We start from the raw sequence: 21,914 nt of genomic DNA, 5'->3' as shown, positions 1-21,914 counted from the left end.
GAACAGTCACACGAGTGGTCTTCACTTCCGTACGGAAGTAAATTGGCTTTCGATGCTCCGGTGACCCCCAATTCCCACATCGGATGTATCCGTAGTCCCCGCGCCAAGCCCTGCACGCGGCGCGGGGACCCGAAACTTCTTCTTACAGCACCCACTTCAGGATCAGGGTGAGCACACCGGCACCGACCGCGAGCGCCACCGCGGCCCCGGCCCAGACCAGCCCCTGACGCTGCCACGGCTTACCGGCATCCAGCGAGAACCGGCCCGGACCGGTGAAAGCCAGTGCGACGGACGCGATCCCGAACAGCGCCGCCATCTCCCAGGCGACGAATCCGCCGCTCCAGGTGGCGTTGAGCGCATTCACCATGGTGCCCAAGGCGATTGCCGCGGCCAGCGGTGTGAACAGACCCAGCAGCAGGAGCAGGCCGCCGACGAGTTCACTGACGCCCGCGAGGGTGCCGAACAGGACGCCGGGGTTGTAGCCCATGGCTTCGAAGCCGTCCTGGGTGGCCTGCAGGCCGTAGCCGCCGAACCAGCCGAACAGTTTCTGGGCGCCGTGCACCGCGAGCAGGCCGCCGAAGCCGACGCGCAGGGCCAGCAGGCCGACATCGGAGGCGGTGGTTTCGGTAGCGGTGGAGCGGGTGGCGGAGGTCGAGGTAGCGGAGTTCTGGAAGGCGGTTGCGGTCGTCATGGCTTTCTCATTCCTCATCGGTCGGTTCGTGCTCTGGCCGCGATCTTGCAAGCGGACTGTAGTCCGAATCGCCGCCGACAGTGGGGTCCAACTGAGCCGGGCGTGACGGTATTCCGTCACGCCCGGATTGTTTTGTGAGGTGGGTTACGCCCCCGCGATACCCGGCTACTCGGCGAGGAACCAGAAGTAGGACAGGAACACCGCCATCAGCACCCACATGACCGGATGCACCTCGCGCCACTTGCGCTGCGCCACCATGACCACCGGATAGAACAGCAGGCCCATGGCGATGCCGTTGGCGATGGAGAAGGTCAGCGGCATCAGCACGATGGTGATGAAGGCCGGGACCGCGAATTCCAGTCGCGTCCAATCGATCTCACCGAGCGCGCGGGCCATGAGCACGCCCACCACGATGAGCGCCGGCGCGGTCACCGCGGGCACGCCCGCGATCACGGCGAACAGCGGGAAGCAGAACATGGCCAGCAGGAACCAGCCCGCCGTCGACACGGCCGTGAGCCCGGTGCGTCCACCCGCCGAGACACCCGCGGTGGATTCCACGTACGCGGTGGTGGTGGAGGTGCCGATGATGGCGCCCGCCGCGGTGCCGACCGAGTCGGCGGCCAGCGCCTGTCCGGCGCGTTCCAGCTTGCCGTCCTTGGTGAGCAGCCCGGCCTGGTGCGCCACGCCGATCAGCGTGCCCGAGGCGTCGAAGAAGTCGACGAAGAGCATGGTGAGCACGACGATCACCATCTTCTCGTTGGTGAACGCGTTGGGCAGGTGGATGATCGCCTGCCCGAAGGTCTGATCCAGGCCCTGCGGCAGCGCCACCAGGGATTTCGGCAGTTCGACCAGGCCGCAGACGATGCCCAGGACGCTGGTGCCGAGGATGCCGTAGAGCACCGCGCCGTGCCATTTGAGCGCCAGGAAGACGACCGTCACCAGCAGGCCGAACAGCGCCAGCAGGGTGGTGCCCTTGTGGAAGTCGCCCAGGTGCACGAAGGTCGCGTCACTGGCGACCACGATGCCCGCGTTCTTCAGGCCGAGGAAGGCCACGAACATGCCGATGCCGGCGCCGACGGCCAGTTTCATCTGCATGGGGATGGCGTCGATGATCTTCTCGCGCACCTTGGTGATGGCGAGGATGAAGAAGATGATGCCGGACAACAGGGTTCCGGACAGCGCCTCCTCCCACGGGATGCCCATGGTCAGGACGACCGTGTAGGCGAAGAAGGCGTTCAGGCCCATTCCGGGCGCGAGGGCGACGGGGTACTTCGCCCACAGGCCCATCACCAGGGTGCCGACCACGGCCGCGACGGCGGTCGCGGTGAAGACGGCCTGCATGGGCATGCCCTTGTCGCCGAGCGCACCCTCGTCACCGAGGACCGACGGGTTGACGGCCAGGACGTAGGACATGGCGAGGAAGGTGATGGTTCCGGCCATGAGCTCGCGCTTCATGGTGGAGCCGTGGTCGCTGATGCCGAAGAACGAGTCGACGCGCCCCTTGGTGCGCGTGAGGACGTCGCTGGTCATGAGTGTTGAGTCTCCAGTCGGCGGGAGGATACGAGGTGCCCTGCGCACCGTACTTGTAACCTTTGCCGGATCTGTAATCGACCCGGCGAATCGTGGGCAATCGCACCTGCCTGACTCTTGGATTCTTGCCTGGTCCAGCGCAATCGCCGGGCAATTAAACCTAATTACCGGCCGGTAATTATGGAGTCTTGACCATTACTGTCTGGGACGTTACAAATACGTAATCAGCCGGACGCAGGGGTGACCGGCCAACGCAGAATTGCACGCCCGTGGTTACACAAGTCATCGACGCGTCCGCAGAGTTCGCGATCGCCCGCAAAGCAATCTGGGAAGTGCTCACCGAGCCGCAGAATTACTCCCGATTGTTCCCCGGTATCGGAGCCGTCGAAGAAATAGACACCGTCGAACCACATCCGACCCTGAACCTGCGCATCGGCGGCAGCGGCATCGAGGTCCGCGTCCTCGTGGTCCAGCTGCGCATCGGCCGCGATCAGGAGAGCTTCGAGATCCACTGCCCGTTCACCCGCAGCTTCGCCGCCGTCCGGCTGCGCGGCGACGGGTCGCGCACCCGCGTGAACGTCACCTATTTCGCCGCGGGACTGGTGCATCCGCTGGTCGAGCAGCTCTCCAACGCGGCGGTGGTGTCCTGGACCGTGGCCGGGCTCAAACGCGCCGCCGACCTGGTCCTGGGCGCACCCACCTCGATCATCGTCAACGGCGAGGACTCGGTGGTGAAGCTGCAGGCCGGGGTCGCCAAACAGATGGTGGCCTCCGGGGTGGTGCGCACCTACCGGCCCGACGTGGGACTGAAACAGCTGGGCAGCATCGCCAAATGGGGCTTCAGCCTGGCGGGCGGGTACGCCGCCGCGGCCGCGCACTCACCCGGACGGGCGGCGGTCATAGACGACCGGTACGCCAGCACCTTCGAACAGCTCAACGCGCGCACCGACGCCCTCGCGGGCGCGCTCACCACCCTCGGCTTCGGGGCGGGCACGGGCATCGGACTGCTCTGCCGCAACCACACCGGCATGGTCGAATGCATGGTCGCCGCGGGCAAATCCGGGGCCGACTCGATTCTGCTCAACACCGGCCTGCCCGCCCGGCAGATCGAGGAGATCGCCGACCGGCACCGCATCGCGGCCCTGTTCGTGGACACCGAATTCGAGCATCTGGTGCGGTATCTGCCGTCCTCGCTGCCCCGCTTCACCACCGACGACCTGCGGCAGCGACGCGGGCTCACCACCCTCGAGGATCTCATCGCCATGCGCGCGGCCCCACCGCGCAAACCCCCGCGACCGGGGCGGCTGGTGGTGCTCACCTCCGGCACCAGCGGCACCCCGAAGGGCGCGAAACGACCGCACCCCAAGGGATTCGGGACGGTGGCCGCGCTGCTGTCGCGCATTCCGTTCGGCGTCAACGAGACCATGCTCATCCCGTCCCCGCTGTTCCACACCTGGGGGCTGGCGGCCCTGCAGATCTCGACGGCCATCCGCGCCACCGTGGTGCTCTCGGACCGCTTCGACGCCGAGGACTGTCTGCGGCAGATCGCCGAACACCGGGTGACCGCGCTGATCGTGGTGCCCGTCATGGTGAACCGGATCCTGGACCTGCCGACGCATGTGCGCGCCCGCTACGACCTGTCCAGCCTGAAGGTGGTCGCCAGTTGCGGTGCGCCACTGGCCGGGGCGGCGGTGGTGCGTTTCCTCGACACCTTCGGCGACATCCTCTACAACGTGTACGGCTCCACGGAGGTGTCGTGGGCCTCCATCGCCGACCCGGGCGATCTGCGGGTGTCGCCGACCACGGCGGGACGGCCGCCGCTCGGCACCAGAATCGGTGTGCTGGGCGCGGATCGGCGGCCGGTGCCGATCGGCGCGGTGGGCCGCATCTACGTCGGCAACCACATGCTGTTCGACGGCTACACCGACGCCACCCCGCCGGACGAGGCCAACGGCATGCTGGACACCGGCGATATCGGCTACCTGGACGCCTCCGGAAAGCTGTTCGTGGCCGGACGCGATGACGAGATGATCATCTCCGGGGGTGAGAACGTCTTCCCGCGTGCGGTGGAGGAGGCGCTCTCGCACCTGCCGCAGGTGAGCGAGGTGGCCGTGGTCGGCGTCCCCGATCACGAATTCGGCCAGCGCCTGGCGGCTTTCGTGGTGAAGCGGCCCGGCTCGGGACTGGATTCGGAGATGGTGCGCACCTACATCCGGCATCGGGTCAGCCGGTTCTCGGTGCCGCGCGATGTGACCTTCCTGGACGCACTGCCCCGCAATGCGACCGGGAAGATCCTCAAACGCACACTGACGCAACCGATCTGAGACTACGGGCTGGGCGTGGCGATCAGGCCCAGCTCGGCGTCGGAGGACAGCAGCCGGTGATGCGGGAGCACGCGGATGCTGTAGCCGACCGCACCCGACAGCGGGACCGGGGTGTCGACCTCGAAAAGGTCTGTGCCGGACTCGGTTCCGGTGTGCTTCATGGGGATGCTGGTGACGTCGGTGAGGTCGTCGGTCGGCGAGACGCGCCCCAGGACGGCCTGCACGGTGACGTCGGCGGGAGTGAGGCCGCCGAGGTCGAGGCGGGCGCGCAGTGACAGGTCCGCGCCGATGACGGGGGTGTCGGGCAGGCCGGAGCTGTCCACCTGGAGAACTTTCACTGCGGGCCAAGCGGATTCGACGCGGCGGCGGTAACCCGCGAGTTCCCGCGCACCGGCGAAATCGTGCGCCGAGACCGCCGCGTAGCCGGCCGCGGCCGGGGCGTAGTAGTCGACGGCGTAGTCCCGGACCATGCGGGAGGCAAGGACTTTCGGTCCGAGCGTCTGCAGCGTGTGGCGGACCATCTCCATCCAGCGGACCGGGACGTCGTCGTGGTCGCGGGTGTAGAAGCGCGGCAGCACACTGCGTTCCAGCAGTTCGTAGAGGGCAGCGGCCTCCAGGTCGTCGCGGCGGTTGTCGTCGCGGACGCCGTCGGCGGTGGGGATGGCCCAGCCGTTCTCGCCGTCGTACATCTCGTCCCACCAGCCGTCCCGGATGGAGAGATTGAGGCCGCCGTTGAGGGCCGACTTCATGCCGGAGGTACCGCAGGCCTCCAGCGGGCGCAGCGGATTGTTCAGCCAGACATCGCATCCCCAGTACAGGTAGCGGGCCATGGACATGTCGTAGTCGGGCAGGAAGACGATGCGGTGGCGCACGGCCGGATCGTCGGCGAACCGCACCACCTGCTGGATGAGGGCCTTGCCGCCCTCGTCGGCGGGATGGGATTTACCCGCCACCACCAGCTGCACCGGGCGATCCGGATCCAGCAGCAGGGCGCGCAGGCGGTCCGGGTCGCGCAGCATGAGGGTGAGGCGCTTGTAGGTGGGGACGCGGCGGGCGAAGCCGACGGTCAGCACCCTCGGATCGAAAACCTCGTCGATCCAACCCAATTCGGCCGGGGCCGCACCACGTTCCAGCCAGGATTTACGCAGGCGTCGCCGGACCTCGGCGGCGAGGATGCCGCGCAACGCGTTGCGGGTGGACCACAGTTCGCTCAGGTCCACATCGCAGAGCCGCTCCCAGCCGCGCGCCTCCTCCACCAGCTCGTCGCCGATGAGTTCCCGTGCCTTGTCGATCCATTCGCGTGCCGCCCAGGTGGGGGCGTGCACGCCGTTGGTGACCGAGCCGATGGGCACCTCGGCGGCGTCGAATCCCGGCCACAGCGGGTTGAACATGTCCCGGCTGACTTCGCCGTGCAGCCTGGATACGCCGTTGGCGCGCTGGGCGAGTCGCAAGCCGAGGTGGGCCATGTTGAACACCGAGGGATCGGTCTCGCGGCCCATGGCCAGGATGCGATCCACCGAAACCCCGGGCAGCACAGTGGATTCGCGGTCACCGTGCGCGCCGCCGAAGTAGCGGCGCACCAGGGCGGAGGCGAAGCGGTCGATACCGGCGGGGACCGGGGTATGCGTGGTGAACACGGTCCCGGCGCGCACAGCCGTCAGCGCGGAGTCGAAATCCATTCCGGCGGCCATGAATTCGCGGATGCGCTCGATGCCGAGGAACCCGGCGTGGCCCTCGTTCATATGGAAGACGTCGGGATCCGGCAGGCCGTTCGCCCGGGTGTAGGCGCGCACCGCCCGCACCCCGCCGATACCGGCGAGGATCTCCTGCTTGATGCGATGGTCCTGATCGCCCCCGTACAGCCGATCGGTGACCGCCCGCAGTTCCGGATCGTTGTCGGCGATATCGGAATCCAAGAGCAGCAGCGGAATCCGGCCGACCTGCGCGATCCACACCCGCGCCCGCAGCACCCGCCCCTCGGGCATGGCCACGTGGATCAGCACCGGCGCACCACCGTCGGCGAGCAGGCGCAGCGGCAACCCCTGCGGATCCAGTGCCGGATAATGCTCGGCCTGCCACCCGTCAGCTGTCAGCGACTGCCGGAAATAGCCTGAGCGATACAGCAATCCGACGCCGATCAGGGGCAACCCCAGATCCGACGCCGCCTTCAGGTGGTCACCCGCCAGAATCCCGAGCCCACCCGAGTAATTGGGCAGCACCTCGGTGACGCCGAACTCCATGGAGAAGTACGCGATCCCCCGCGGCCCGCTCTCCTGCTTCCCGAACCAGCGCGGCCGGGAGAGATAGTCCGCGAGATCGGCCGCGGCGGCATCCACCCGCCGCGTGTAGGCCTCATCGCCCGCGAGCTCGTCCAGCCGCTCGGCGGGCACCTCCCCGAGCATCCGCACCGGATCGTGCCCGACCTCGAGCCACAGCTCCGGATCCAGCTCGGCGAACACATCCTGCGTCGGCCCGTGCCAGGACCACCGCAGATTGGTGGCCAGCTCGGTCAGTGCTGTCAGCCGCTCGGGCAGGTGAGCGCGAACAGTGAATCGACGCAGTGCCTTCACGGTGCCTATTCTGCCCTGCGCTTCGCTCCGGGCTGGTTCGCGGCCCCGAAGTCTCGATTCTTCCCTCCTCCGCTCCCCCGCTCCGTCAGTCCAGAATCGAGACGGCCGCGAACCCTGACGTGAGCCGAGCAGCGGGTTTCGCGGCCCGGCCACGGGCATTCGGTGAGCAACCGATAACGTGTTCTTATGAGCGAGCAGCAGGTCGAAGCTCTTCCGACCGAACCCACCGAGGAGCATCACGAGGGCGGGTTCCGGCCGGTAACAGAACTCGGCCGCGACAACTCGGTCGGTGGGCCGCACTACGGCGAGCTGATCGAGCAGGTCCGGGAGTTGATGGACAAGGCGCGGCTGGTCAGTCCGACCGACGCGCTCGCGCAGGACGCCATCGCCACGCTGAAGGAGCTGAACGACAAGCTCGGCGCGGCCGTGGTGGACGAATGGTCCGCGCCGACCTGGCATCGCACCGATCTGCCGTCGCGCGGCAACATCACGCTGCCGCCGTTCCTGGTGGACTCCGCCAGCCGTGACGGCGTGCACGCCCGCATCACCTTCCGCACCTTCCACCTGGGCGGCAACAATGCCGCGCACGGCGGTCACATCGCGCTCGGCTTCGACGACCTGCTGGGCATGACCGCGGCTGTGCACACCAGGTCGGTCACCCGCACCGCCTACCTGCACGTCGACTACCGCTCCATCACCCCGCTCAACACCGAACTGGCCGTGCACGGCTGGGTCGAGCGGGTGGAGGGCCGCAAGGTGTTCGTACGGGCCACGCTGCACGACGGCGAACGCCTCTGCGCCGAGGCCAACGGCCTGTTCGTCCTGCTGAAGCCGGGCCAGCAGTAGGCGGATCGACCACCCTGTAGCCCCATCAGGGCAGCCCGACCACCACACCGCCGCCACACTGAGCCCCGTCATTCCGGCATGTTCTTGGCCGGAAGCCACGGGGATAGCGCACGGTTCCTTTGTCGATCCCGGCCAGAAGCTTGCCGGGATGACGGGAGTGCGGTGACAGCAGCACGGCGCGGTGGCGTGCACGCCCGTGGCGGAGCGTCGCCGGATCGCGCGACCCGGTAAGTTCGACGTCGTGACCGGCCGCATCGCAATCGATGACACCGCCCCCGCGATTCCCGGCGGCCGGCCGTCGAAAGCCGTGGTCGGCGAGGTGATTCCGGTGCGCGCCGTGGTGTGGCGCGAGGGACACGAGGCCGTGGCGGCGACACTGGCCGTGAAGGCTCCCGGGTCGTCGCGGACGCAGCGGATTCGGATGACGCCGGAGTACGAGCCGGACGTGTTCAATGCCGTGTTCACGCCGAGCAAGCCGGGGGCGTGGACCTTCCGCGTCGAGGGGTGGGGCGATCCCATCGCGACCTGGCGGTCCGGGGTCGAGGCCAAGCTGGCGGTCGGGCAGAGCGCCGTCGATCTGGCCAATGATCTGGAAATCGGGGCGCGGCTGCTGGACCGGGCCGCCCAGGCGGTGCCGAAGAAGCAGTGGGAGGTACTGCGCGCGGCGGCGGCCGCACTGCGCGGCGACGCGCAGTTGCCCGCGCGAGTGGCTCCCGCCTTCAGCGCCGAGGTGGGTGAGATCCTGCGCGCGAACCCGCTGCGGGAGCTGGTGACCGGCGGGCCGCAGCACACCGTGCTGGTGCAGCGGCAGCGGGCGCTGTACGGGGCCTGGTACGAATTCTTCCCGCGCTCCACCGGCGGCTGGGACGTCGGCGGTAAGCCCGTGCACGGTACCTTCGCGAGTGCCGCCGAGGATCTGCCGCGCATCGCCGCCATGGGATTCGATGTGGTGTACCTGCCGCCGATCCATCCCATCGGCAAGGTGAATCGCAAGGGGCGCAACAACTCCCTGACCGCCGAGCCCGGCGATGTGGGTTCGCCGTGGGCCATCGGCTCGGCCGAGGGCGGGCACGACGCCATCCATCCGGAGCTGGGCACCGAGGCCGATTTCGCCGAATTCGTCACCGCCGCAGACGCATTGGGCATGGAGGTGGCGCTCGATCTGGCGCTGCAGTGCGCCCCGGATCATCCGTGGGTGGCGGCGCATCCGGAGTGGTTCACCACCCTGCCGGACGGCACCATCGCCTACGCCGAGAACCCGCCGAAGAAGTATCAGGACATCTACCCGCTCAACTTCGACAACGACCCGGACGGCCTGTACGCCGAGGTGCTGCGGGTGGTGCGGCACTGGATCGGGTTGGGCGTCAAGATATTCCGCGTCGACAATCCGCACACCAAACCCGCCGACTTCTGGGAGTGGCTGATCGCCCAGGTGCACCGCGACCACCCGGATGTGGTGTTCCTGTCCGAGGCGTTCACCCGCCCGGCCCGGCTGTACGGTCTGGCGCGACGCGGATTCAGCCAGTCCTACACGTATTTCACCTGGCGCACCGGCAAGTGGGATTTCGTCGAGTTCGGAAAAGAACTGGCCGCCAAGGCCGATGAGGCCCGCCCCAACCTGTTCGTGAACACCCCCGACATCCTGCACGAGAGCCTGCAGCACGGCGGGCCGGGCATGTTCGCGATCCGCGCGGTGCTGGCCGCCACCCTGGCCCCCACCTGGGGCGTCTACTCCGGTTTCGAACTCTACGAGCATCTGGCCGTCCATCCCGGCAGCGAGGAGTACCTCGACTCGGAGAAGTACGAGCTGCGACCGCGCCGTTTCACGGAGGCGGCCGCGCGCGGAGAATCCCTGGAGCCGTTGATCACTCGGCTCAACGAGATCCGCCGGGCGCATCCCGCGCTGCAGCAGTTGCGCTGCATCCACTTCCACGGCACCGACAACGACTCCCTGCTCGCCTACTCGAAATTCGACCCGACCACCGGTGACGCGGTGCTGATCGTGGTGAACCTCAACCCGTTCGGTCCCGAGCAGGGCATGGTGTCACTCGACCTGCCGGCCATCGGCCGCGAATGGCACGACCGGCCGATGGTCTACGACGAGCTCAGCGGCGAGGAATACCACTGGGGCCAGAGCAATTACGTGCGCCTGGACCCGGCGCGGTCGGTGGCGCACATCCTGGTGCTGCCGCCGGTTCCGGCCGCCCTGCGCACCGAACTCGCCTACCGGCGGTCCTTCCACTGAGGATCTAACGCGCGGTTGCGAGGGCGCGCGTGACCCCGGGGACGTCAGGGTGCGGTGCTGGTGCGGGCGGGAGCGTTGGACAGGCCGCTGCGCTGCGGCAGCCTGCGCAGGAGCTGCTGCGCCGCATCGACATTGCCGCTGGACGCGGCGAGCGTGCGGCCGAGCCGCTCGAGTTCCGGGCCGGTGGCGACCCGCATGATCAGCCGGTGCGCGCCGGGCGAGAGCCGGGAAAGCGTGTAGGACGCATAGGATTCCAGCCGGATCATCTGCAGTGCCCGGTTGTGCCGGACAGCGGAGACGATGCGCCGCCCGGCCTTGTCGGGGTCCATGGCGACCAGGGCCATGGCACGTGCCACCCCCTCCTTGATCAGGTCGGCCTGATCATCGGAAACGGTGCTCATGGACGCGGTCTCGGTGAGGTTCGAAGCGATCAGCCCGGGGCATACGGCGGTGACACCGATACGGGCGGAGGCGAATTCGGCGCGGATGCAGTCGCTGAAATGCTTCACCGCCGCCTTGGACACGCAGTACGGCGTGCCGAGCCGGTACGGCGCGAACGCGGCCATGGAGGACACGTTCACCAGGTGTCCGCCGCGCCCGCGATCCACCATCTGCTGTCCGAAGATCCGGCAGCCGTGGATCATCGCCATCAGGTTGATGTCCATGATCCGTTCGAAGTCCTCGACCGGCACCTCCAGAATCGGCCCGCCGACGAGGATTCCGGCATTGTTGACCACCACGTCGGGCACGCCGTGCTCCGCGCGCACCTGCTCGGCGAAGGCTTCCAGGCCCTCGACCTCGGAGACGTCGAGCCGATAGGCGATGGCTCGACCACCGCGTGATTCGATCTGGCGCACAGTCTCTTTCGCGCCGTCGAGGTCGATGTCGGCGACCACGACGGTCGCGCCCGTAGCCGCGAAGGCCCGGGCGGTGCCCCGGCCGATACCGCTGCCGGATCCGGTGACCACGGCGAGCCTGGGTGTGGGTTGCGCGAGCATGGGCGACTCCTCGACGAGTCCGGGCCGACACCCTTGTCGGCACTGTGCAACACAGCATATTCTGTCCCAGACAGTCTAGTAAAGAGCTGGAGGCCCCCTCATGGGCAAGTTCGACAACAACGTCGTCGTCGTAACCGGCGCGGGCAGCGGCATCGGCCGCGCCACCGCGAAACGCTTCGCCGCCAAGGGCGCTCACGTCGTCGTCAGCGATATCAATGCGCGCGGCGCACAGGAAACCGTGGACATCATTGCCGGTGGAGGCGGGCACGCACACCCATACACGGTCGACGTCTCCGACCGTGCGGCCATGGAGCTCTTCGCCGGGGAGGTGCGCGGGCGACATGGTGTCCCAGACATTGTGGTGAACAATGCCGGATACACCACCGCCGGACCCTTCCTCGGACATTCCGCCCGGGACTGGGACCGCATCATGGGCGTGAACTTCTGGGGCGCGTACCACGGCAGCCGGCTGTTCGGGCGGCAGATGGTGCAGGCGCGCAAGAAGGGCCGGATCCTCACCGTGACCTCACCCGCCGCGGTCACGCCCATCCCGCTGTCCACCGCGTACTGCACCAGCAAGGCCGCCGCGCAGATGCTCACCGAATGCCTGCGGCTGGAATTCGCGGGCACCGGGGTGGGCGTCACCGCCATCCTGCCCGCCTTCATCGATACCGGGTTCTATCCCGACGCCGAACTCGTCGGGGACGACAAGGAGATGCTGGAACGCGGCAGGAACATCTCCATGCTGGCCGCGAAACTCGTTGCGCGCAGCCCGGAAACGATGGGGCGCAAGATCGTGAAGATCTCCGCGCGCAATCCCGCCATCGCCCCGACGCCCATCGAATCGCGGATCGCGTGCACCGCCGCGCGGCTCTCCCCCGCCGGCGCGCGCCTGGCCTCCCGGTTCATGGCGCCCGACTTCCTCATCGGCATGGTCAACCGCTTCGCACCCGACGCGGCCGTCCGCACCTTCGACCGGGTGGCGGAGCGCGCGCTCGCGAACATGCGCTGAGCCGCCGGAATCCCCTGGGACACACACAGACTCGACAGGAGAAGCAGCATGTCCGTGAGCTCTACGAGCACCCGGCCGGATCACGAGGTCGTGGTCATCGGCGCGGGACCGGGCGGTATCGCGGCCGGAGCCAAACTGAAGAAGGCCGGGATCACCGACTTCGTCATCCTCGACCGCTCCGACGCGCCGGGCGGCACCTGGCAGCACTACACCTATCCGGGCATCAGCGTGGACACGCCGGTGCTGTTCTACCAGTACACCTTCGAACCGGATCCGAACTGGCCGCGACTGTTCCCGTCCGGCGCGGAACTGCAGGCCTACCACCTGCGGGTGGCGCGGAAGTACGGGCTGGACGCGCACTTCCGGGTGAATACCGAAGTGGTGCGCGAGGTGTGGGACGACCGCGAGCACTGCTGGCGACTGCACCTGGCCGACGGCACGGTACTCACGGCGCGCTTCGTGATCAGCGGTATCGGGGCGTTCGTCACGCCGAAGGACGCGCCGCTGCCGGGGCTCGACACATTCGAAGGGTTCATCCAGCGACCGGGGCGGTGGGACAACAGCTTCGACCATCGCGGCAAGAAGGTCGCCATTGTCGGCACCGGGGCCAGCGCCGTGCAGATCATCGCCGCCATCGCACCGGAAGTGCAGCGGCTCACCGTCTTTCAGCGAACGCCGCCCTGGTGCCTGCCGCGACCGAATGTGCTGCTGTGGCCGATCCGGCCGCTGCTGTACGTGCCCGGCCTGGTCACCATGGTGCGGCGCGGCGCGCTGTCGGTACTCGACATCGCCTCCCGCCGGATCATGCACTGGCAGCCGTCGGATCAGGTCACCGTCCCGGCCATGCAGCGCTTCGACCGCGGCGCGCGAATCCTCTACCGCGCCTACCTTTTCGCGATGGTGCGCAATCGTCAGGCCCGCCGCGGGCTGATGCCGTCCTACGGCCCGCTCACCAAACGTCCCACCGCCAACAGCCGCTTCCTGCCGTCGTTCAACCGTGACAACGTGGAGCTGGTGACCGAGGCCGTGGACCACTTCACCGAGCGCGGGGTGGTCTCCGCCTCCGGGCGGGAGGTCGAAGCCGACATGGTGATCATGGCGACCGGGCACGAAATGTATTCCGAGCCCATGGATTACCGCATCGGCCAGATCGTCGGACGGGACGGCTTCGACCTCGCCGCCTTCTGGCGCGAGCACGGCATGCAGGCCTACGACTCCTGCTCGGTGCCCGGGGTGCCCAACCGGTTCATGCTGTCGGGCCCCTACTCCTGGTACGCCATCGACTGGCACGAGATCGTGGAGCGCGGCGCGGATCACGCCGTGCACGCCATCACCCTCGCCACACAGCGCAAGGCCACCATGATGGAGGTCCGCAAGGATGTGCACGACGCCTTCCACGCCGAGCAGTATCGGGCCGTCTCGAAGGTGCTGCCGTACTTCAACACGGTGAACAAGCACGTCAACACCTACTACCGGAACTCGCACGGCGACTTCCCGTTCCCCCTGCTCGGCGGGGTCTTCAACGCCGAGCACCGGGCCCGGAACTTCCCGGCCGACGTGTACGAGTACAGCACCGTCCCCGTCGGTGAGCTCGCGGGCGAACGGGCGGGATGACCGCGAGCCCCGGCGGCGCGCGTAAGTTGGCAGGGTGCGCGCCGACCGAGAGCCAGGCCGCCGGGACATCACCGCATGAACCGGCGCGACCTCATGCTGCTCGCGGCGGGCACCCACGCCGACCCGCACACCGTGCTGGGCGCACACGCGCATCCGGACGGAACCATCATCCGGGCGCTGCGACCGCACGCCGAGACCGTGCACGCCCGTATCGGCGGCATCGACCATCCGCTCGAGCACGTCGAACACGGGGTGTTCGAGGGGGTGGTGCCGTTCCCCGAACTGTGGGACTACCGGATCGTCACCTCCTACCCGGGCGGCCGGACGACCGTCGACGCGGACGGCTACCGATTCCTGCCGACGCTGGGGGACCTCGACCTGCATCTGTTCGGCGAGGGACGGCACGAACGCCTCTGGGACGTGCTGGGCGCGCACCCACGCCGATACCCCGGCCTCGACGGTGAGGTGACCGGCACCTCGTTCGCCGTCTGGGCCCCCAACGCGCGCGGCGTCAGCGTGATCGGCGACTTCGACGGGTGGAGCGGCAATACCGCGCCCATGCGGCGACTCGGCGACTCCGGGGTGTGGGAGGTGTTCCTGCCCGGGATCGGCGTGGGCACCGTCTACAAGTACCGGGTGCACGGGGCCGACGGGCGCACCACCGACCACGCCGACCCGATGGCCTTCGCCACCGAGAAACCGCCCGCCACAGCGTCCGTCGTCACCGAGAGCGGGCACGCCTGGGGCGACCGGGACTGGGTGACCGGACGCGAGGCCCGCGACCCCACCCGCTCGCCGATGAGCGTCTACGAGGTGCACCTCGGGTCCTGGCGGCACGGGCTCGGCTATCGGGAACTGGCCGAACAGCTCGCCGAATACGTTGCCGCGCACGGTTTCACGCATGTCGAGCTGCTACCCGTGGCCGAACACCCCTTCGGCGGATCATGGGGATACCAGGTCACCTCCTACTACGCGCCCACCGCGCGCTTCGGCTCCCCCGACGACTTCCGCTGGTTCGTGGATCACCTGCACCGCAAGGGAATCGGCGTACTGCTGGACTGGGTGCCCGCGCACTTCCCGCGCGACGAATGGGCCCTGGCGCGCTTCGACGGCACCGCCCTCTACGAACACCCCGACCCCCGGCGCGGGGAGCAACTCGACTGGGGCACCTACATTTTCGACTTCGGCCGACACGAGGTGCGGAACTTCCTGGTCGCCAACGCGCTGTACTGGATCGAGGAATTCCACATCGACGGGCTGCGCGTGGACGCCGTCGCCGCCATGCTCTACCTCGACTACTCGCGGCCCGACTGGGAACCGAACATCCACGGCGGGCGCGAGAACCTGGAGGCCGTGGCCTTCCTCCAGGAAATGAATGCCACTGTGCACAAACATCATCCGGGCGTGGTGACCATCGCCGAGGAGTCCACCACCTGGCCGGGCGTCACCCGCCCCACCGAGGTCGGCGGGCTCGGCTTCACCATGAAATGGAATATGGGCTGGATGCACGACACCCTCGGCTACCTGGCCCACGATCCCGTGCACCGCAGCTGGCACCACAACGAGGTCACCTTCTCCCTCACCTACGCGTGGAGCGAGAACTACGTCCTGCCCGTCAGCCACGACGAGGTCGTCTACGGCAAGGGCACACTGTGGACGCGCATGCCCGGCGACGACTTCGCCAAGGCGGGCGGCGTGCGCGCGCTGCTCGCCTACATGTGGGCGCATCCGGGTAAGCAACTGCTGTTCATGGGCCAGGAGTTCGGTCAGTTCCGGGAGTGGAACCACGATCGCGGGCTGGACTGGGACGAGCTGGAGAACCCACTGCACCAGGGCATTCAGCGGCTGGTGCGCGACCTCAACACGGCGTATGCCGGGCATCCCGCACTGTGGAGCCAGGACACCTCGCCGGGTGGTTACGCCTGGATCGACGCCGACGACCGGGAGAACAACACGCTGTCCTTCCTGCGCTACGGCACCGACGGCTCGATTCTGGCCTGCCTCTACAACTTCTCGGGTTCCGAGCACCGGGACTACCGGGTGGGCCTCCCGGCCGCCGGGCAGTGGCGCGAAATTCTGAACACCGACGCGATCGCGTACGGCGGCAACGGAATCGGCAATCTCGGCGCGGTCACCGCCACCGCCGAACCGTGGCACGGCCGACCGGCTTCCGCCTGGGTGACCCTGCCGCCCAGTAGCGGGCTGTGGCTCATTCCGGAATGAAACGCCAATATTCCAGATTCTGCGGTATTCCTGGCACCCGGAGCGGAAGATCAGGGATATGAACAAGATTGGCAAACTCGCGTTCGCGGCCACCGCGGCGGCCGCTATCACGACCACCGGCGCCGGCCTGGCCTCCGCCGATGTCGTCACCGAAACCAAACCGGTCGTCGCCCCGGGCGAACCGAACCCCAGCGGCACCGGATCCTCGACCCTGCTGGGCGAGGCCCTGGGCGAACTGGTCCACAAGCTGCTGCTGGCCACCGGCAGCTACGACGGGCACTAGCGAACGAGAACCGGGTCCCCGCCCGCTCGGCGGAGACCCGGTGTGGCGGTTCGAGATCCGGACTCAGTACAGCGCGGTCGCCAGTTTGCGACGGGCCGCCACCACGATCGGCTCGGCCGGATCGAAGAGTTCGAAGAGTTCGAGCAGATGGGTGCGCACGCGGGTGCGGTCGTCGCCCGCGGTCCGCTTGATCTGGGCGATGAGGCGGTCGAAGGCGGCCTCGGGCTGCTGGTTGAACATCTCCAGGTCGGCGGCCGCGAGGGCGGCGTCGATATCGGCGGGATCGGCGTCGGCCTTGGCCAGGGCGGCCGGATCCAGGTCCTGGACGCGGGCGATGAACTGGACCTGCCGCAGCGCCGCTTTCGCCTCGGCATTGTTCGGCTCGGAGTTCAGGATGGCGTTGTAGGCGGCCTGGGCGGTGTCGAAATCGCCACGCTCCAAAGCCTCTTCGGCGGCGACGAAGCGCGGGTCCTCAGGAACCTGCGGCTCCTCCTCGCCCTCGGCCGCGTCGCCGGACAGCTTGCCGCGCACGGCGTCGACCACGGCGGCCAGCCACTGGGTCACCTGCGCCTCGGGCTGATTGCCGGTGAAATCGGCCAGCGGCTGACCCGCGGCCACCGCGATCACCGTCGGAATGCCCTGCACGCCGAACGCCTGCGCGATCCGCATGTTGGCCTCGGCCTCGATGGTGGCCAGATCCCACTCGGTGGTCTGAGAAGCCAAGCGCTCCAACAGTTTCACCAGTTCGATACTGCCGGGGCTGCGCTGCGAGTACAGCACCACCACGACCGGCACGGCCGTGGAGCGCCGCAAGACCTTGGTCTCGAAATCGGCTTCGGTGACGGCGTGCCCACCGGGCACGTCACCCGGCGCGGCGGCCGGCTGCTTCAGTGCGGACAGATCCACCGCGCCGGACATTGCGGCGGCGACGGCGGCGGATGGGCGTCGTGCAGGTCGAGTCACGACACCCAGTCTGTCATGAACGGGCTGCGACCGGTGCCGGGGCACCGCCCGCGGGTGCCTTGCTCAGCTCGCCGAGCAGCCCATTCCGGACCGCCCACATCTCGAACAGCACCGTGAAGAACGGCGGGATGCTCGACAGCAGCGCCAGCACCGCGACCCACCACTTCCAGCCCAGCTCGCGCGCGGCCAGCACGGCGGCCAGCAGGAAGGCGATGAACACGATCCCGTGGATCATGCCGAACACCTTCACCGGCCACAGGATCGGATCATCGATGCGCTTGAGCACCATGCCGATGATCAGGAACACCCACGACACCGCCTCGAGCACCGCGACGAAACGGAAACGCTTGGACACGGTGCTGAGATCGAAAAAGCCCATGGCCACCATTGTGCCGTACATCTACGACGGACTGTCGTGGATATCGGTCACACCGTGGCCGGGCACACTCGACTTCCCCGCACTCCGCAAGTCCATCAAGGTTTGCGGCGCGTCTCGATTCTGGACTGACGGAGCGGGGGAGCGAAGCGGAGGAGCGGAGGAGGGAAGAATCGAGACTCCCAGCGCCGCAAACCCGCCCGGAGCGAAGCGGAGGGCAAATTAAACACGGATGATCAGGGCGTCGCCTTGGCCGCCGCCACCGCACAGGGCGGCCGCGCCGACGCCGCCGCCGCGGCGCTTCAGCTCGAGGGCCAGGTGCAGCACGATGCGCGCGCCGGACATGCCCAGGGGGTGGCCGATGGAGATCGCGCCGCCGTTGACATTCACCTTGTCGGCATCGATGCCCAGCTTGCGGGTGGAGGCGATGCCGACCGCGGCGAACGCCTCGTTGATCTCGATCAGATCCAGGTCGGCGGGCGAGATGCCTTCCTTCGCACAGGCTTTCGCGATGGCGTTGGCGGGCTGGTCCTGCAGGGTGGAGTCCGGTCCGGCCACGACGCCGGCCGCGCCGATCTCGGCGATCCAGCTCAGACCCAGTTCCTCGGCCTTGGCCTTGCTCATCACGACCACCGCGGCCGCGCCGTCGGAGATCTGCGAGGCGGTGCCCGCGGTGATGGTGCCGGTCTTCGAGAAGGCCGGTCGCAGCTTGCCGAGCGACTCCACGGTGGTGTCGGCGCGGATGCCCTCGTCCTGCGCGAAGACGATCGGATCGCCCTTGCGCTGCGGGATGGACACCGGGACGACCTCGTCCTCGAAGACGCCGTTCTTCCAGGCGGCCGCGGCCTTCTGGTGCGAGGCGGCCGCGAACGCGTCCTGATCCTCGCGGGAGATGGCGTCGGCGGCGTTGCGCTGCTCGGTGAGCGCGCCCATGGCCTGATCGGTGAAGATGTCGTGCAGGCCGTCGTAGGCCATGTGGTCGCGCAGCGTCACGTCGCCGTACTTGAAGCCCTCACGGCTCTTCTCCAGCATGTGCGGCGCACGGGTCATGGATTCCTGGCCGCCGGCCACCACGATCTCGTACTCGCCCGCGCGAATCAGCTGATCCGCCAGGGCGATCGCGTTGATGCCGGACAGGCAGACCTTGTTCAGGGTGAGCGCCGGGACATCCATCGGGATGCCCGCGGCCACGGCCGCCTGCCGCGCCGGGATCTGGCCCGCGCCCGCGGTGAGCACCTGGCCCATGATCACGTAATCGACCTGGTCGGGGCGGACGCCGCCCTTCTCCAGGGCCGCCTTGATGGCGAAACCGCCGAGATCCGAACCGCTGAAGTCCTTCAGCGAGCCGAGCAGCCGGCCCACCGGGGTGCGTGCGCCGGAGACGATGACGGTGGTGGTCACGTTGAGCCCTCGCTTACGTTGTAATGTGCCTGCTCCGCCAACCTTCGGAGCACTACTCCAAGGTAACCGGTGGGCTGCGGGCACCCGCCTTCAGGTCGCGCTACCGTTCCAGGTGTGAGCAACACCGAGAACACCGAATTCATCCCCGCCGAATACGTCACGGCCGTCGATCATGTCGGCATCGCGGTGCCGGATCTCGATTCCGCGGTGGCCTGGTACCGAGACAATCTCGGGATGGTCGAGACGCATCGCGAGATCAACGAAGCCCAGGGCGTTCACGAGGCCATGCTGTCGTTTGCGGGCGCACCGGAAGGGTCGGTTGCACTGCAGTTGCTGGCACCGCTGAACGAGGCGTCCACGATCGCCAAGTTCATCGACCGAAACGGGCCTGGCCTGCAGCAGCTCGCGTACCGGGTCACCGATATCGATGCTGTCGCCACGTATCTGCGTACACGGGGCTTGCGTTTGCTGTACGAAGCACCCCGGGCCGGAACCGCTGGTTCGCGCATCAATTTCATCCACCCCAAGGATGCTGGCGGTGTGCTGGTGGAACTCGTGGAACCCGCCTCCGAAACTACCCACTAGTACCGGGATCAGCGAGACTAAAGAGGCTGTAACAACATTCGCGGTCGGGTCACCATCGGTGGTCGACAGGCTGTATTTTGTGGGGCATGTCGTCCACTGAGCCCGATCGTAATCGCTTCGTTGCACTGCCCTTTACCGTTGTGCGGAAGGGCTATGACCGTGACGAGGTGCGTAACTACTTCGACCGTTTCGATGCCGAGCTAAGGGTCACCGCCACCGATCGCGATGCCGCCGCAGCCCAGGCCCGCAACCTGGCGGCCCAGCTGGAGGACGCCCGCGACGAGATCGACGAGCTCCGCAAGGAGGTCGACCGGCTGTCCGTGCCGCCGACCACCGCGGAAGGCATGTCGGACCGCATCTCCCGCATGCTGCGCCTGGCTTCCGACGAGGCCTCCGAGGTCCGTGCGCAGGCCCAGGCCGAGGCCGCCGAAATGATTTCGATCGCCGAACAGCAGGCGACCGAAATGCGCGGTAAGTACGAATCGCTCCTCTCCGAGACCAAAGAGAAGCGCGAAGCGCTCGAAATCGAGTTCGAGCAGACCCTCGCCAACGCGCGCTCCGAGTCCCAGAAGATCGTCGAAGCCGCCAACGCCGAGGCCGACCGCCTCACCAAGGAGTCCGAGGCCAAGCGCAAGGCCACGCAGCAGGACTTCGAGGTCACCATGGCCGAGCGCCGCACCAAGCTCACCCGCGCCATGGAGGAGCTCGAGGCCACCTCCCGCGCCGAGGCCGCCCAGCGCATCAAGGACGCCACCGACGAGGCCAACCGCCTCATCACCTCGGCCACCAACACCGCCGACCGCAAGATCGCGCACGCCAAGGAACTCGCCGAGGAGATGCGCGTCCTGCGCGGCCGCGTCCTGGCCCAGCTGCTCGGCATCCGCGGCCAGCTCGACTCCGTCCCGGCCATGCTGGCGGCGGTCAACCGCGAGAGCGAACTGCTCGACGGCGCCCCCGAACAGCGCTCGCTGAACAAGGGCGGCAACCGCAAGGCCATCACCGACCGCGAGGAAGACATCGTCGACGAAGAGCGCGAGAACGCCGACGTCTCGTAGTTAGTCGAATCCGACCGGGCGACAACACAATTCAAACGAAGGCCGCTCCCGATGGGGGCGGCCTTCCCTATTTGGCCGGTGACACCCGTTCGCGGGGTGGCGACTCAGGACCACTTCCGCGTGATGGTGCGGGTGCGGCGGCCCTTCCAGCACCCCGAGTGCCAGTGTCTGCGGTCGTCCTCACCACCGTGCGCCGCCCAGGCCACGATGTGCGCAACGCCGGGCATGATCTCCTGATCGCAGCCGGGACAGCGGTAGCGCTTCGTCGCGCGCGAGCCGGGAACCGTTCGGACGACATAGGTTTCGCCGTCGGGACCGTCCTCGGTGCGGCCGAAGACGTCGCCGACGGGACGCGGCTCCGACTGGAACCGCGCCGGGTCTTTGGGGCGTGGTTTCCGGCGGGGCATGGTATCGAGGTTAGAACAGGCGGAATTCGTCGCTCTCGGTGCCACGCAGAGCGTCGTAATCCAGGGTCAGGCAGCGGATTCCACGGTCGGTGGCGAGAACTTTGGCCTGCGGCTTGATCTGCTGGGCCGCGAACACGCCCACGACCGGGGCCAGCAGCGGGTCACGGTTGAGGAGCTCGAGGTAGCGGGTGAGCTGTTCGACGCCGTCGATCTCACCGCGGCGCTTGATCTCGACCGCCACCGTCGCGCCGTCGGCGTCCCGGCAGAGGATGTCGACCGGGCCGATGGCGGTCATGTATTCGCGGCGGATCAATGTGTAACCGGGGCCGAGGGTTTCGATGTGCTCGGCCAGGAGTTCCTGGAGATGCGCTTCGACGCCGTCCTTCTGGAGACCGGGGTCCACGCCGAGTTCGTGCGAGGAGTCGTGCTCGATCTCCTCGATGGTGATGCGCAGTTCCTCGCCGGCCTTGTTGGTGACGACCCAGAGGGCTTTCGCTGTCTCCGAATCGGATTCGCGTTCCTCGAGCCAGCACGGGGGGCTCATCCAGTTGAGGGGCTTGTAGGAGCCGCCGTCGGAGTGCACCAGCACCGAGCCGTCCGCCTTCGTCAGGATCAGGCGACGGGCCATCGGCAGATGAGCGGTGAGGCGACCGACGTAGTCCACCTGGCAACGAGCAATCACGAGGCGCATTGGATGGAGTCTATGCCATCACGATAAAGCGAAATGCCATAGGGCACAGAGCCCGGACAACGAAAAAGGCCCCCAGCATCTGCTGGGGGCCTTCTCGAAT

At 67.8% G+C, this 21,914-nt stretch carries 18 protein-coding genes; 9 read left to right on the top strand and 9 right to left on the bottom strand.

Annotation, left to right across the window (positions count from 1 at the left end; all coding sequences use genetic code 11):
- Positions 1–142 precede the first annotated feature (142 nt).
- The gene (locus tag JK358_RS27250) at positions 143–691 is read right to left on the bottom strand and encodes a DoxX family protein (RefSeq protein WP_201952804.1); all 549 of its coding nucleotides are present in this window, start codon (positions 689–691) and stop codon (positions 143–145) included.
- Positions 692–856: 165 nt separating this feature from the next.
- Positions 857–2,221, bottom strand: a complete 1,365-nt coding sequence (locus JK358_RS27245; protein ID WP_201952802.1) for an NCS2 family permease — start codon at positions 2,219–2,221, stop codon at positions 857–859.
- A 269-nt stretch (positions 2,222–2,490) separates the two neighbouring features.
- Between JK358_RS27245 and JK358_RS27240 the strand changes: the two genes are divergently transcribed.
- Positions 2,491–4,545, top strand: coding sequence for an AMP-binding protein (locus JK358_RS27240; RefSeq protein ID WP_201952799.1), 2,055 nt, complete (start codon positions 2,491–2,493; stop codon positions 4,543–4,545).
- Between the two features lie 2 nt (positions 4,546–4,547).
- Here the strand turns inward: JK358_RS27240 and glgP are convergent, their stop codons facing one another.
- Entirely contained in the window at positions 4,548–7,115 is a 2,568-nt protein-coding gene (glgP, locus tag JK358_RS27235; protein ID WP_201952797.1) for an alpha-glucan family phosphorylase, read from the bottom strand.
- Between the two features lie 186 nt (positions 7,116–7,301).
- Here glgP and JK358_RS27230 point away from each other — a divergent pair, with 186 nt between their 5' ends.
- Positions 7,302–7,961, top strand: a complete 660-nt coding sequence (locus JK358_RS27230; RefSeq protein ID WP_201952794.1) for a PaaI family thioesterase — start codon at positions 7,302–7,304, stop codon at positions 7,959–7,961.
- Between the two features lie 241 nt (positions 7,962–8,202).
- Positions 8,203–10,206: an alpha-1,4-glucan--maltose-1-phosphate maltosyltransferase gene (locus JK358_RS27225; protein WP_201952791.1), complete on the top strand. Its 2,004-nt coding sequence runs from the start codon at positions 8,203–8,205 to the stop codon at positions 10,204–10,206.
- Positions 10,207–10,250: 44 nt separating this feature from the next.
- Here JK358_RS27225 and JK358_RS27220 read toward each other — a convergent pair whose 3' ends face one another.
- Complete coding sequence (locus JK358_RS27220) at positions 10,251–11,204, bottom strand: SDR family NAD(P)-dependent oxidoreductase (RefSeq protein WP_201952788.1); 954 nt, start codon at positions 11,202–11,204, stop codon at positions 10,251–10,253.
- Positions 11,205–11,304: 100 nt separating this feature from the next.
- Between JK358_RS27220 and JK358_RS27215 the strand changes: the two genes are divergently transcribed.
- The 4 genes from JK358_RS27215 (at position 11,305) to JK358_RS27200 (ending at position 16,336) form a co-directional block, all read left to right on the top strand.
- Positions 11,305–12,216, top strand: a complete 912-nt coding sequence (locus JK358_RS27215) for an SDR family NAD(P)-dependent oxidoreductase (protein WP_201952784.1) — start codon at positions 11,305–11,307, stop codon at positions 12,214–12,216.
- A gap of 48 nt (positions 12,217–12,264) precedes the next feature.
- Positions 12,265–13,830 carry a flavin-containing monooxygenase gene (locus tag JK358_RS27210; RefSeq protein ID WP_201952782.1) on the top strand — a complete coding sequence of 522 codons (1,566 nt, stop codon included), beginning with the start codon at positions 12,265–12,267 and terminating at the stop codon, positions 13,828–13,830.
- A gap of 75 nt (positions 13,831–13,905) precedes the next feature.
- Entirely contained in the window at positions 13,906–16,053 is a 2,148-nt protein-coding gene (gene glgB, locus JK358_RS27205) for a 1,4-alpha-glucan branching protein GlgB (RefSeq protein WP_201952779.1), read from the top strand.
- 58 nt (positions 16,054–16,111) lie between these two features.
- Positions 16,112–16,336 carry a hypothetical protein gene (locus JK358_RS27200; RefSeq protein WP_201952777.1) on the top strand — a complete coding sequence of 75 codons (225 nt, stop codon included), beginning with the start codon at positions 16,112–16,114 and terminating at the stop codon, positions 16,334–16,336.
- Positions 16,337–16,399: 63 nt separating this feature from the next.
- Here the strand turns inward: JK358_RS27200 and JK358_RS27195 are convergent, their stop codons facing one another.
- The 3 genes from JK358_RS27195 to JK358_RS27185 all read right to left on the bottom strand — a co-directional run bounded on the left by JK358_RS27195 (position 16,400) and on the right by JK358_RS27185 (position 19,076).
- A complete protein-coding gene (locus JK358_RS27195; RefSeq protein WP_201953566.1) occupies positions 16,400–17,254 on the bottom strand; it encodes a tetratricopeptide repeat protein in 855 nt (284 codons plus the stop codon).
- A gap of 58 nt (positions 17,255–17,312) precedes the next feature.
- Positions 17,313–17,678, bottom strand: coding sequence for a DUF3817 domain-containing protein (locus JK358_RS27190; protein ID WP_201952773.1), 366 nt, complete (start codon positions 17,676–17,678; stop codon positions 17,313–17,315).
- A 219-nt stretch (positions 17,679–17,897) separates the two neighbouring features.
- The gene (locus tag JK358_RS27185) at positions 17,898–19,076 is read right to left on the bottom strand and encodes an acetyl-CoA C-acetyltransferase (RefSeq protein ID WP_201952770.1); all 1,179 of its coding nucleotides are present in this window, start codon (positions 19,074–19,076) and stop codon (positions 17,898–17,900) included.
- Between the two features lie 114 nt (positions 19,077–19,190).
- On the opposite strand from JK358_RS27185, the gene mce reads away from it, so the two are divergent.
- The gene (mce, locus tag JK358_RS27180) at positions 19,191–19,661 is read left to right on the top strand and encodes a methylmalonyl-CoA epimerase (RefSeq protein ID WP_201952767.1); all 471 of its coding nucleotides are present in this window, start codon (positions 19,191–19,193) and stop codon (positions 19,659–19,661) included.
- A gap of 86 nt (positions 19,662–19,747) precedes the next feature.
- Positions 19,748–20,716: a coiled-coil domain-containing protein gene (locus JK358_RS27175; protein WP_201952753.1), complete on the top strand. Its 969-nt coding sequence runs from the start codon at positions 19,748–19,750 to the stop codon at positions 20,714–20,716.
- A gap of 104 nt (positions 20,717–20,820) precedes the next feature.
- Here JK358_RS27175 and JK358_RS27170 read toward each other — a convergent pair whose 3' ends face one another.
- Positions 20,821–21,123 (bottom strand): Rv1322 family protein, encoded by a 303-nt coding sequence (locus JK358_RS27170; RefSeq protein ID WP_201952750.1) that lies wholly within the window; start codon positions 21,121–21,123, stop codon positions 20,821–20,823.
- A gap of 10 nt (positions 21,124–21,133) precedes the next feature.
- Positions 21,134–21,814 (bottom strand): endonuclease NucS, encoded by a 681-nt coding sequence (gene nucS / locus JK358_RS27165; RefSeq protein WP_201952748.1) that lies wholly within the window; start codon positions 21,812–21,814, stop codon positions 21,134–21,136.
- Positions 21,815–21,914 lie beyond the last annotated feature (100 nt).

Origin of the sequence: Nocardia acididurans (assembly GCF_016741815.1) — a bacterium.
GTDB lineage: Bacteria > Actinomycetota > Actinomycetes > Mycobacteriales > Mycobacteriaceae > Nocardia > Nocardia acididurans.
The sequence above is the reverse complement of the archived record's forward strand: the minus strand, read 5'-3'. Positions and strand labels throughout refer to the sequence as shown.

What these genes read in the sequence shown, in the direction of transcription:
- JK358_RS27210 (WP_201952782.1), top strand. Translation starts at nt 12,265, where the DNA reads ATGTCCGTGAGCTCTACGAGCACCCGGCCGGATCACGAGGTCGTGGTC.
- glgB (WP_201952779.1), top strand. Translation starts at nt 13,906, where the DNA reads ATGAACCGGCGCGACCTCATGCTGCTCGCGGCGGGCACCCACGCCGAC.
- JK358_RS27170 (WP_201952750.1), bottom strand. Translation starts at nt 21,123, where the DNA reads ATGCCCCGCCGGAAACCACGCCCCAAAGACCCGGCGCGGTTCCAGTCG.
- nucS (WP_201952748.1), bottom strand. Translation starts at nt 21,814, where the DNA reads ATGCGCCTCGTGATTGCTCGTTGCCAGGTGGACTACGTCGGTCGCCTC.
- JK358_RS27245 (WP_201952802.1), bottom strand. Translation starts at nt 2,221, where the DNA reads ATGACCAGCGACGTCCTCACGCGCACCAAGGGGCGCGTCGACTCGTTC.
- JK358_RS27220 (WP_201952788.1), bottom strand. Translation starts at nt 11,204, where the DNA reads ATGCTCGCGCAACCCACACCCAGGCTCGCCGTGGTCACCGGATCCGGC.
- JK358_RS27215 (WP_201952784.1), top strand. Translation starts at nt 11,305, where the DNA reads ATGGGCAAGTTCGACAACAACGTCGTCGTCGTAACCGGCGCGGGCAGC.
- JK358_RS27230 (WP_201952794.1), top strand. Translation starts at nt 7,302, where the DNA reads ATGAGCGAGCAGCAGGTCGAAGCTCTTCCGACCGAACCCACCGAGGAG.
- JK358_RS27200 (WP_201952777.1), top strand. Translation starts at nt 16,112, where the DNA reads ATGAACAAGATTGGCAAACTCGCGTTCGCGGCCACCGCGGCGGCCGCT.
- JK358_RS27250 (WP_201952804.1), bottom strand. Translation starts at nt 691, where the DNA reads ATGACGACCGCAACCGCCTTCCAGAACTCCGCTACCTCGACCTCCGCC.
- JK358_RS27175 (WP_201952753.1), top strand. Translation starts at nt 19,748, where the DNA reads ATGTCGTCCACTGAGCCCGATCGTAATCGCTTCGTTGCACTGCCCTTT.
- JK358_RS27190 (WP_201952773.1), bottom strand. Translation starts at nt 17,678, where the DNA reads ATGGGCTTTTTCGATCTCAGCACCGTGTCCAAGCGTTTCCGTTTCGTC.
- JK358_RS27195 (WP_201953566.1), bottom strand. Translation starts at nt 17,254, where the DNA reads ATGTCCGGCGCGGTGGATCTGTCCGCACTGAAGCAGCCGGCCGCCGCG.